At 71.9% G+C, this 9,525-nt stretch carries 11 protein-coding genes; 5 read left to right on the forward strand and 6 right to left on the reverse strand.

The window, feature by feature from the left end:
- The 4 genes from QMK34_RS45665 to QMK34_RS45680 all read left to right on the forward strand — a co-directional run.
- A partial coding sequence (locus tag QMK34_RS45665; protein ID WP_326421167.1) for an NAD(P)/FAD-dependent oxidoreductase occupies window positions 1-936 on the forward strand: 936 nt, incomplete at its 5' end.
- A complete protein-coding gene (locus QMK34_RS45670) occupies window positions 933-1,856 on the forward strand; it encodes a dihydrodipicolinate synthase family protein (RefSeq protein WP_326421169.1) in 924 nt (307 codons plus the stop codon). The genes QMK34_RS45665 and QMK34_RS45670, both read left to right, overlap by 4 nt.
- Before the next feature lies 1 nt (window position 1,857).
- On the forward strand, window positions 1,858-2,859 hold the full coding sequence (locus QMK34_RS45675; RefSeq protein ID WP_326421170.1) for a proline racemase family protein: 1,002 nt from the start codon (window positions 1,858-1,860) through the stop codon (window positions 2,857-2,859).
- A 176-nt stretch (window positions 2,860-3,035) separates the two neighbouring features.
- On the forward strand, window positions 3,036-4,304 hold the full coding sequence (locus tag QMK34_RS45680; protein ID WP_326421171.1) for an aminopeptidase P family protein: 1,269 nt from the start codon (window positions 3,036-3,038) through the stop codon (window positions 4,302-4,304).
- A gap of 88 nt (window positions 4,305-4,392) precedes the next feature.
- Here QMK34_RS45680 and QMK34_RS45685 read toward each other — a convergent pair whose 3' ends face one another.
- The 6 genes from QMK34_RS45685 to QMK34_RS45710 form a co-directional block, all read right to left on the reverse strand.
- A complete protein-coding gene (locus QMK34_RS45685; RefSeq protein WP_326421172.1) occupies window positions 4,393-5,649 on the reverse strand; it encodes a PucR family transcriptional regulator in 1,257 nt (418 codons plus the stop codon).
- A gap of 138 nt (window positions 5,650-5,787) precedes the next feature.
- Window positions 5,788-6,360, reverse strand: coding sequence for an alkaline shock response membrane anchor protein AmaP (locus QMK34_RS45690; RefSeq protein WP_326421174.1), 573 nt, complete (start codon window positions 6,358-6,360; stop codon window positions 5,788-5,790).
- Window positions 6,357-6,884, reverse strand: a complete 528-nt coding sequence (locus tag QMK34_RS45695) for a DUF6286 domain-containing protein (protein WP_326421175.1) — start codon at window positions 6,882-6,884, stop codon at window positions 6,357-6,359. The genes QMK34_RS45690 and QMK34_RS45695 overlap by 4 nt, the downstream gene beginning before the upstream one ends.
- The gene (locus tag QMK34_RS45700; RefSeq protein WP_326421179.1) at window positions 6,881-7,261 is read right to left on the reverse strand and encodes an Asp23/Gls24 family envelope stress response protein; all 381 of its coding nucleotides are present in this window, start codon (window positions 7,259-7,261) and stop codon (window positions 6,881-6,883) included. Before QMK34_RS45700 ends, QMK34_RS45695 begins: the two co-directional genes overlap by 4 nt.
- Window positions 7,262-7,290: 29 nt before the next feature.
- Window positions 7,291-7,467, reverse strand: a complete 177-nt coding sequence (locus QMK34_RS45705) for a hypothetical protein (protein WP_326421176.1) — start codon at window positions 7,465-7,467, stop codon at window positions 7,291-7,293.
- 101 nt (window positions 7,468-7,568) lie between these two features.
- Window positions 7,569-8,036 (reverse strand): Asp23/Gls24 family envelope stress response protein, encoded by a 468-nt coding sequence (locus QMK34_RS45710; RefSeq protein WP_326421177.1) that lies wholly within the window; start codon window positions 8,034-8,036, stop codon window positions 7,569-7,571.
- Window positions 8,037-8,232: 196 nt separating this feature from the next.
- Here QMK34_RS45710 and QMK34_RS45715 point away from each other — a divergent pair, with 196 nt between their 5' ends.
- Complete coding sequence (locus QMK34_RS45715) at window positions 8,233-9,357, forward strand: calcium:proton antiporter (RefSeq protein ID WP_326421178.1); 1,125 nt, start codon at window positions 8,233-8,235, stop codon at window positions 9,355-9,357.
- The last annotated feature ends 168 nt before the right edge of the window (window positions 9,358-9,525 follow it).

Raw genomic sequence — 9,525 nt, forward strand, 5'->3', positions numbered from 1 at the left:
CAGGGCGTCGCGGTCGGGCCGCGGGGGCTGCTGGCCGGGACCGGGCCGTTCCTGCTGCCGGTGGCGGACGCCCTGATCGGCGTCGGCGCGCGGGTGCTCGGCGTGCTGGAGGCCAACGACCCGGTCACCGGCTGGCTCGCGCACCCGGCCGGACTCCTTGCGGGCGCGGCGAAACTGCCCGAACTCGCCGGTTACGTCGGCGTGCTCGCGCGGCACCGCGTGCCGTACCGTCCCCGGCACACGGTGATCGCCGCGCACGGCCGCGACCGGGTGGAGGCCGTGACGACCGCCCGGCTCGACCGGGACTGGGCCGTGGTGCCGGGCACCGAACGCCGGATCGAAGCCGACGCCGTGTGCGTCGGGTTCGGTTTCACCCCGCGCCTGGAGCTCGCCGTCACGGTCGGCTGCGCGCTCGCCGACGGCTTCGTCCGGGTGGATCTCACGCAGGCCACCTCGGTCCCGGGGGTGTTCGCCGCGGGCGAGCTCACCGGCATCGGCGGCGCCGCGCTCGCCGCGGACGAAGGCGAGGTCGCCGGGGCCGCGGCCGCTCAGTTCGCTGGCGCGCAAGCAAAAGTGCCGCAAGGTGCGCTGCGGCGAGTACGGCGTGGACGTCGGTTCGCCGCGGGCCTTGCCGACGCCTGTCCGATCCGGCCGGGCTGGCGGACCTGGCTGTGCGACGACACTCTCGTCTGCCGCTGCGAGGAGGTCGCCTACCGGGACCTCCGCCGCGCGGTCGAGGAGCGCGGCGCCCGCGGCGTCCGGTCGCTGAAGCTCGTCAGCCGGGCCGGGCTCGGACTCTGCCAGGGCCGCGTCTGCGGTCACAACGTCGCCGAGCTGACCGGGATTCCCGGCGGCGCGGCAGGTTTTTCGCGGCGCCCGATCGCCGAACCGATCCGGCTCGGCGAGCTGGCGGACACCAAGGAGGAGACACTGTGACGCAGGACAAACTCGACGGGGTCATCGTGGCCACCGCACTGCCCTACGCCCAGGACGCGAGCGCGCCCGCCGGGCTCCGGGTGGACTTCGAGCGCTACGCCGAGCACTGCCGCTGGCTGGTCGACAACGGCTGCCGCGGGGTCGGGCCCAACGGCTCGCTGGGGGAGTACTCCTCACTGTCCGATGTGGAGCGTCGCGCGGTGGCCCGCACCGCGATCGAGGCGGTCGGCGACGACGGGATCGTGGTGGTCGGGGTGCACGGCCCCGGCGCGCACCAGGCGCGGGACTGGGCGGAGAAGGCCGCCGAGGACGGCGCGCACGGGGTGCTCTGCCTGCCGCCCACGATGTATCGCGCGCGCACCGCCGAGGTCGTCCACCACTTCGAGCAGGTGGCGAGCGTCGGGCTGCCGGTGATGGTCTACAACAACCCGATCGACACCAAGGTCGACCTGACCCCCGAGGTGCTCGCCGAGCTCGCGCAGCTGGACAACGTGGTCGCGGTCAAGGAGTTCTCCGGTGACGTCCGCCGCGTGCTGGAGATCCGTGAGCTCGCGCCCGAGCTGACCGTGGTCGCCGGTGCCGACGACGTCGTGCTGGAGTCGCTGATGATGGGCGCGAGCGGCTGGTTCGCGGGCTTCCCCAACGTGTTCCCCGCCGAGTCCGTGCTCCTGTATTCCCTTGCCAGGGAAGGAAAGTTCGCCGAAGCCAAGGCGCTGTACGAGCCGCTGGTCGCGGCGTTCCGCTGGGATTCGCGGGTCGAGTTCGTGCAGGCGATCAAACGCGGGATGGAGTTCGTCGGCCGGTTCGGCGGTCCGTGCCGTCCGCCGCGCGGGCCGTTGAGCGACGAGAAGCTCGCCGCGCTGGACGCCGACCTGCGGCGCGCCGTCGAGTACCTTGGCGCGAACCCAGTGGCCGCCTGACATGCGCGCGACCAGGTACTTCAGCGCGGTCGACTCGCACACCGAGGGCATGCCGACCAGGGTGATCACCGGCGGCATCGGGGCGATCCCCGGCGCCACGATGGCCGAGCGGCGGGTGTACTTCATCGAGCACCTCGACCACCTGCGCGAGCTGCTGGTCAACGAGCCGCGCGGGCACGCCGCGATGAGCGGGGCGATCCTGCAGCCCCCGACCCGGCCGGACGCCGACTGGGGCGTGCTCTACATCGAGGTCTCCGGGGTGCTGCCGATGTGCGGGCACGGGACCATCGGCGTGGCCACGGTGCTGGTCGAGACCGGGATGGTCGAGGTGACCGAGCCGGTGACCAGGGTGGCGCTCGACACCCCGGCCGGGCTGGTCGTGGTCGAGGTCGCCGTCGAGGACGGCCGGGCGAAGACGGTCACCCTCCAGAACGTGCCCTCGTTCGCGCTGGAGCTGGACGCCTCCGTCGACGTCCCGGGGCTCGGCGTCGTCCGCTACGACATGGCCTACGGCGGCAACTTCTACGCCGTGCTGCCGATCGCGGACCTCGGCATCCCCTTCGACAAGTCCGAAAAGGACCGGATGCTGGCCTCCGGTCTGTCCATTATGGACGCCATCAACGCGCAGAACCGGCCGCTGCACCCGCTCGACGCGGCCATCGGCGGCTGCAAGCACGTCCAGCTCGTCGCGCCGGGCGTGGACGGCGGCGACGCGCGCAACGCGATGGTCATCCACCCCGGCTGGTTCGACCGGTCGCCCTGCGGCACCGGCACCAGCGCGCGGATGGCGCAGCTGCACGCGCGGGGCGAGCTGGCGCTGGGCGAGGACTTCGTGAACGAGTCCCTGCTCGGCACGCGGTTCACCGGCCGTCTGATCGAGGAGACCACCGTCGGCGGCCTGACGGCGGCGGTGCCGACGGTGACCGGCCGCGCGTGGATTACCGGCATGGGTCAGTACCTGCTCGACCCGGCGGACCCGTTTCCCCGGGGGTTCACGCTGTGACCGGGGCCGCCGGTCACGCGGGTTACGGTGGTGGGGGCCCCACGAGGGCCCAGCCCGACACAGAGAACGAGGTACGTGCATGAACGAGGTCCGTCCGGCCAGGCGGGATCCCAGCAGGCTGATCGAGGCCACCGGGTTCCGCGAGTACGTCCAGGGCGGGTGGGGGCCCGCCGACCGTGCGGTCGGCCTCCCGGCGGGCGCGGCCAAGGCGGCCGGCCGGGCACGCGCCGGTCCGCGCGAACGACACCGACTACGGCTTCCGGCCCGACAGCGACTTCTCGTGGCTGACCGGTTGTCACGCCGAGGGCGCCGTGCTGGTCATGCGGCCGGTCGACGGCGGCCACGAGGCCGAGCTCTTCCTGCGCGCGCCCGCGGGCGCCACCGAGGCGGACTTCTTCGCCAACGCGCGGGACGGCGAGCTGTGGATCGGGCCGTCACCGGGCCTCGCCGAGTGGTCCGGCGCGCTGGAGCTGCCCTGCCGGTCACTCGACGAGCTGCCGAAGGCCCTGCGCGGCCGTATCCCGGCGATCCTGGCCACTTCGCACGTGGACCCGCTGCTCGACGCGCTCGTGCCCGGCGCCCCCGCTGGTGAGCTCCGGCGGACGTTGTCGGAACTGCGCCGGATCAAGGACGACTGGGAGGTCGGCGAGCTGCGACGCGCGGTCGACGCGACCATCCTCGCGTTCGGCGACGTCGCGGGCGAGCTGCCGACGGCGATCGCGGGCGGTGGCGAGCGGTGGCTCGAAGGGACCTTCGACCGCCGCGCCAGGACTGAGGGCAACGGCGTCGGCTACGCCTCCATCGTGGCCGCCGGGCCGCACGCGCCCGTGCTGCACTGGACCCGCAACAACGGCGCGGTCGCTGAGGACGCCGTCCTGCTACTGGACGCGGGCGTCGAGGTCGACACCCTCTACACGGCCGACATCACCAGGACCCTGCCGGTGACCGGCGAGTACAGCGCGGCCCAGCGCAAGGTCTACGACCTGGTGCTCACCGCCCACCACGCCGCGCTCGCCGCCGTCCGGCCCGGCGCGCAGTACATGGACTTCCACCGGGCCGCGATGCGCGTGCTGGCCGAAGGCCTGCACGACTGGGGCCTGCTGCCGGTCTCCCCGGACGAGGCGCTGGAGTCGGTCAACCAGCACCATCGCCGCTACATCGTCTGCGGGGTCGGCCACTTCCTCGGCCTGGACGTGCACGACTGTGCGCACGCTGGGGCGCACACCTATCACGAGGGCGCCCTCGAACCGGGGATGACGCTGGCCGTGGAGCCTGGGCTCTACTTCCACCCCAACGACCTGACCGTCCCGCCGGAGCTGCGCGGCATCGGCGTCCGCATCGAGGACAACGTCCTGGTCACCAGCGGCGGAATCGACATCCTGTCCGCCGCCCTCCCCATCGAACCCGACGCACTCCAGCACTGGGTCCTCACCCACCAACCCTAACTCCCCACCCCCGGTTTGATTGCCCCTGAAGGCCACCATGACGGCGTTAAACGCCGTCATGGTGGCCTTCAGGGACCGCAAGCAGGGCTCACCGCGGGAGGGGCGGCGGCGCGCACAGGAGCAGTTTCGCCCTGGTCGCCACCTCGAGTTCGAAGCGGCTGTGTGCGTCGTCGAGCTGGTCGCCGAAGAGCTCCGTGAGCCGGTGGACGCGGGTGCGGACGGTCTGGGGATGCACGTGGAGCCGGTCCGCGATCTCCATCACCCGCCCGCGCGTGGCCAGCCACGCGTTCAGGGTGACCAGCATCCGCTCCTGCTGGGACGCCGACAGCGGCTGCAGCGGGGCGAGCCGCCGCTCGATCAGCGTGTCGATGAGCAGCTCGTCGGCGAACACGGTCAGCGGGATGGTGTGCTCCGCGCAGTCGATGACCGGCTGCGCGGGGATCAGCCCGCGCTCGGTCAGCGCGAGCGCGCGCCGGGCGACGCGCAGCGATTCGTGAGCGTGTGAGGGGGAAACGGAGGGCCCGATGGCGGCCCGCCAGCCGGGCAGCGGCAAGGCGGGCAGGGCGTCGGCGGCCACGATCAGGCAAGGTTCGGGGGACTCGAGGTCCACCAGTACGTCGTCGCCGAGGTCCGCCGGAGGGTCCTTCACCAGCGGGCAGCCGTCCAGCGCGATGACCTTGACCGCTTCGGGCAGCTGCCAGCGGGCGACGCGGGCGGCCCCGGCGAGCGTGCGCGGATCGCTTCCCGGCCCACTGAGCAGCAGGCGGACCAGCTCGCGGCGTTTGAGCTCCAGGCCGCCGGACGACTCGGCCTTGGCGGCCAGATAGCCCTCGGTGGACAGCTCCGCGAGCTCTTCGAAGTAGCCCGAGATCGCTTCGGTGCACCAACGGAGGACCTCGGTGGGCGCACCGTGGGTGCGCGCGTACTGCAGGCCCCGGCGCCAGACGATCTGGCCCGCCACCCGGTACGCGTTCTGCAGGGCTTCGAGGGAGCGGCCCTCGTCCCATTCGAGCTTCCCGATGCGGCGGAAGACCGGCTTCCAGTCGTCGCGGGGGGCGTCCGGGTCGAGCAGCGCGTCGTTGCAGCGCAGGAGCACGGTCTGCGTGCTGGTCATGAGGAGCTGGCCGAAGGCGCCGCTCAGCGGCCGTTCGTACTCCGGCACCGACTGCCGGATCCCCGCGACCACGTCCCTCGCGAGCTGCCCGGCGTGCGGCCGGAAGCCCTTGACCAGCTCATACGTCAGCCTCGTCAACCGGCGACCCGGCCGCCAGCCGGTCACGGAGTCGTGGGCCCATGCCACTGGCGACGTGATTTCGCTCGGAGCGGTCTCTTGGGACAGCGACATCGCTCAGCCTCCCTGGTCCAATCGGGCGTACTCGTCCGTCCGCCCGCCGCACTTGAACCATGGACTGTTGCGCTGAGTAGCGCGTCGTGAGAAATACGTAGTTTCTACGTAACTTGCTCGCTCGGTCGGGTGAACGCCTCAGCGGGCGCGGGCACCGGCCTTGGTCGAGAAGCGGAATTCGACGGTCACCGGCAGGGTCTCGAGGTCGAGGGCCTGGCGCAGCCGGGGCAGCCCGACGGTGTCGAGCTGGTGGCGGATCTCGGTGAGGTCGCCGTCCTGCTCCGCGCTGACGACCAGCGCCAGCGCGGGCGCCTCGCGGGTCCCGGCCAGCGTCGCGTGCGCGGCGTGGACCCCCGGGTAGGTCTTGACCTCGGCGACGAACGGGTCGGTCGCGGTGCTCGCGGCCAGCTCGGTGCGGCCCTGGTCCGGGTCGGCCTCGAAGCGCCAGGTGCGGGTCTTCGGCTTGCGGGTCAGCTGGGCCAGCAGCCAGCGCAGCACGACCAGGCCGAGGACGACGGCGACGGCCGCGGCCACGTACAGCGCCCAGGTGGGCGGGGTGGCGGTGCCGGGCACGAGCGTGGCGTCCGGTTTGAGGACGGTCAGCTTGCCGAAGTGGGTCGCCACGGCGAACGCGCCCGCGGCGAGCAGGACGATCCCGAAGAACGTGAGCAGGCCGCGGTTGAGGCGGGCCGGGCGGTTCAGGCTGGTCATGACTCGCCCCTGGCGGCTTGGACCTTGATCTTGAGCTTCGGGCGGAGTGCGGGGGAGACCTGGTCGAGGCGATGTTCGAGCGCCGCCCGCACCGCCTCGGCGAGGCCTTCGGTGTTGGTGCGGCCGGTGCTCACCTTCGTGGTCACCTTGCGGCGCTTCACCGTCAGCTTGGCCCCGCTCACACCGTCCACAGTGGACGCCGCGGTACGCAGGGTGCTGCGGTAGCTGCGCCGGGACGCGCCGGAGTCGAGGTCGCCGTCGAGCGGGAGGACGGTCAGCTTGCCGGGCAGGATCGCCGCGAGCAGCAGGATCAGCCCGAGCAGCGCGGCGACGCCACCGGCGATCGCGGGGACCAGGTCGTTCCAGTGCGCGTTGTGCAGCGCGTCGGCGACCGCGCGGTAGCTGACCCACGGGGTCTCGCCGACGATCATCTGGATGGCGACGACGGCGACCAGCGCGCAGGCCGCGAGCAGCACGACGGCGGTCAGCGTGGCTGGGGTACTGCGACGGGGCCGGCGTTTCATTGGACTCTCCTGGTCTGGGCGGCTTCGCTGTGCAGCGCGGTGACGGTGATGTCCACCCGCGAGACGGACAGGCCGGTGAACTCTTCGACCCGGCTCATCAGGTGCGTCCGCGCGTCTTCGGTCGTCTTGCGCACCGAAGCCGGGTAGGACACGGACAGGCGGACGTCGAGGGTGGCGGTGTCACCGCTGACCTTCGCGGTGACCTTGGCGGAGCGTTCGAGGTCTTCGCCGCCGACCGCGACGCCGAGCATGCGCGTCGCCGACCCGCCCACGCCGGCCACCTCGATGACCGCTTGGGCGGCGAGGCGTTCGACGGTGCGGTCCGCGATCGTGGTCCTGCCCCGTTCGCCCGCGTCGGTGGTCACCACCCGCGCCATGGTCTGGTCGATCGTGGTCGTCACGGCGATCAGCCCTTGTCGCGGCCGGTGAGCTGGGACAGGTCGAGCTTGCCGTCGAGGACCCGGCCGACGAGCAGGCCGATCGCGCCGAGGACGAGCACGGCCAGGAAGGCGCCGAAGCCGCCGAACGCCGCGGCGAGGCCCAGCGCGATGCCGGTCAGCAGGCCGAGATGAGTGGAACTCATGGTTCTTCTCCTAGCTAAAGGGGGCGGCCGCCCTGGGGGGCCCGCGCGGGGGCCCCCCCCGGCGGAGGCGATGCGGGAGGCGCCGGAGCCGGCGCCCGTGCTCACTGAACGCGGCCGGTGTCGGCCTGGTCTTCGCCCTCGTCGTCGCCCGGGATGTGCACGTCGGAGACGTTGATGTTGACCTCGACGACCTCAAGGCCGGTCATCTGCTCGACGGCGTTGATGACGTTCTTGCGCACCGAGCGGGACAGGTCGGCGATGGAGACGCCGTACTCGACCAGGATCTGCAGGTCGATGGCGGCCTGCTTCTCGCCCACCTCGACCGAGACGCCCTGGCCGGCGGAGGCCGACGCGCCGGGGATGCGCTCGCGGATCGCGGAGAACGCGCGGGCCGCGCCGCCACCGAGGGCGTAGACGCCGGACACCTCGCGGGTGGCGAGCCCGGCGACCTTCTGCACGACGGTGTCGGCGATGGTCGTCGAGCCCTGCTTCGACACCAGCGCGCCGCCGGTGGTCTTCTCGACGTCGCCGCCGGAGTTGGTGCTGGCCTTCGTGACCGGGTTCGTCATGACTTCTCCTTGGGTCCGCATCTTGTTGCCTTGGGCGGAAAACCGCGGTTCCCCGCTGCCTTCCACACCACTAAGACCCGGCTCACGGGAGATCGTCACGACCCGATCGTGTGGTCCCCGTCTCAGTCGGCCCGGCCCTTATTGAGCAAGTCGAGTTGATCAAGCGCGACGCGGGCGCCGCGCCTACGCTCGGAACGTGACCGCTTCCGCCGCGCCGGTGCTGCCCCGCTGGAGCCTGGCCGTCCCGCCCGCCGCGATCGTGGTGCTGATCGTTTCGTGGGGGCGTTCCCCCGGCGCGGTCCTGCTGCCGCTGGTGTGCCTGGCGCTCGGCGGGGCGGTGATCGCCGCCGTGCACCACGCCGAGGTCGTCGCGCACCGGGTCGGGGAGCCGTTCGGCACGCTCATCCTGGCGATCGCGGTCACCGTGATCGAGGTGGCGCTGATCGTCACGCTGATGGCGTCGGGCGGGGACCAGGCCGCCACGCTGGCCAGGGACACGGTGTTCGCCGCGGTGATGATCACCTGCAACGGTGTCGTGGGGCTCGCGCTGCTGGTCGGCGCGTTGCGCCACCGAGTGCAGGACTTCAGCATCGAGGGTTCCGGTGGCGCGCTGGCGGTGCTCGCGGCGCTGGTCACGCTCTGCCTGGTGCTGCCGACGGTGACCATCAGCGCCCCGGGAGGGACTCTGACGCCGGGACAGCTCGCGTTCGCCGGGGTCGCGTCGCTGGCGCTCTACGGCGTGTTCGTCTTCGTGCAGACCGTGCGCCATCGTGACTACTTCTTGCCCGTACAGAGCTTGCCGGTACAGAGCTTGCCGGTAAAGGGGCCCGAGGAAACCGACGACGAGCACGCCCCATTGCCGTCCACGCGGACGACGTTCTTAAGCCTGGGACTGCTGCTGGTGTGCCTGATCGCGGTGGTGGGGCTGGCGAAGACGGTGTCGCCGACGCTGGAATCGGCGGTCGAGTCGGCCGGCGCGCCGCTGTCGGTGGTCGGGGTGGCGATCGCGTTGCTGGTCCTGCTGCCGGAGACCGTCGCCGCGGTGCGGGCGGCGGCGCGGGACCGGCTGCAGACCAGTCTCAACCTGGCGCTGGGGTCCGCGCTGGCCAGCATCGGGCTGACGATCCCGTCGCTCGCGGTGGCGTCGATCTGGCTGACCGGGCCGCTCGTGCTGGGCCTCGGCCCGACCGAGATCGTCTTCCTGGTGCTCACCCTGGTGGTCGGCATGCTGACCCTCATCACCCGGCGGGCCACGGTGCTGCAGGGTGCGGTGCATCTGGTCGTGTTCTGCGCGTTCCTGTTCACCGCCTTCACCCCTTAGAACGCCTCTGAGAACTGACGTAGTAGCCGCCGTTCGAAGCCTCGGGCGCCTGTCCTTCGAAGCCGCTTACCCTCCACAAAGGACGGAAAGCCCACCCATTCGCCCGTTTCATACCGCCATGACCGTTTCATGCGTGCCCCTGAAGGCCACCATGACAGCGTTAAACGC

The organism is Amycolatopsis sp. H20-H5 (assembly GCF_035828755.1).
Classification (GTDB): domain Bacteria; phylum Actinomycetota; class Actinomycetes; order Mycobacteriales; family Pseudonocardiaceae; genus Amycolatopsis.

Excerpts from the sequence above, each read along its gene's own strand:
- QMK34_RS45710 (WP_326421177.1), bottom strand. The coding sequence starts at position 8,036 with ATGACGAACCCGGTCACGAAGGCCAGCACCAACTCCGGCGGCGACGTC.
- QMK34_RS45675 (WP_326421170.1), top strand. The coding sequence starts at position 1,858 with ATGCGCGCGACCAGGTACTTCAGCGCGGTCGACTCGCACACCGAGGGC.
- QMK34_RS45685 (WP_326421172.1), bottom strand. The coding sequence starts at position 5,649 with ATGTCGCTGTCCCAAGAGACCGCTCCGAGCGAAATCACGTCGCCAGTG.
- QMK34_RS45705 (WP_326421176.1), bottom strand. The coding sequence starts at position 7,467 with ATGAGTTCCACTCATCTCGGCCTGCTGACCGGCATCGCGCTGGGCCTC.
- QMK34_RS45695 (WP_326421175.1), bottom strand. The coding sequence starts at position 6,884 with ATGAAACGCCGGCCCCGTCGCAGTACCCCAGCCACGCTGACCGCCGTC.
- QMK34_RS45700 (WP_326421179.1), bottom strand. The coding sequence starts at position 7,261 with ATGGCGCGGGTGGTGACCACCGACGCGGGCGAACGGGGCAGGACCACG.
- QMK34_RS45690 (WP_326421174.1), bottom strand. The coding sequence starts at position 6,360 with ATGACCAGCCTGAACCGCCCGGCCCGCCTCAACCGCGGCCTGCTCACG.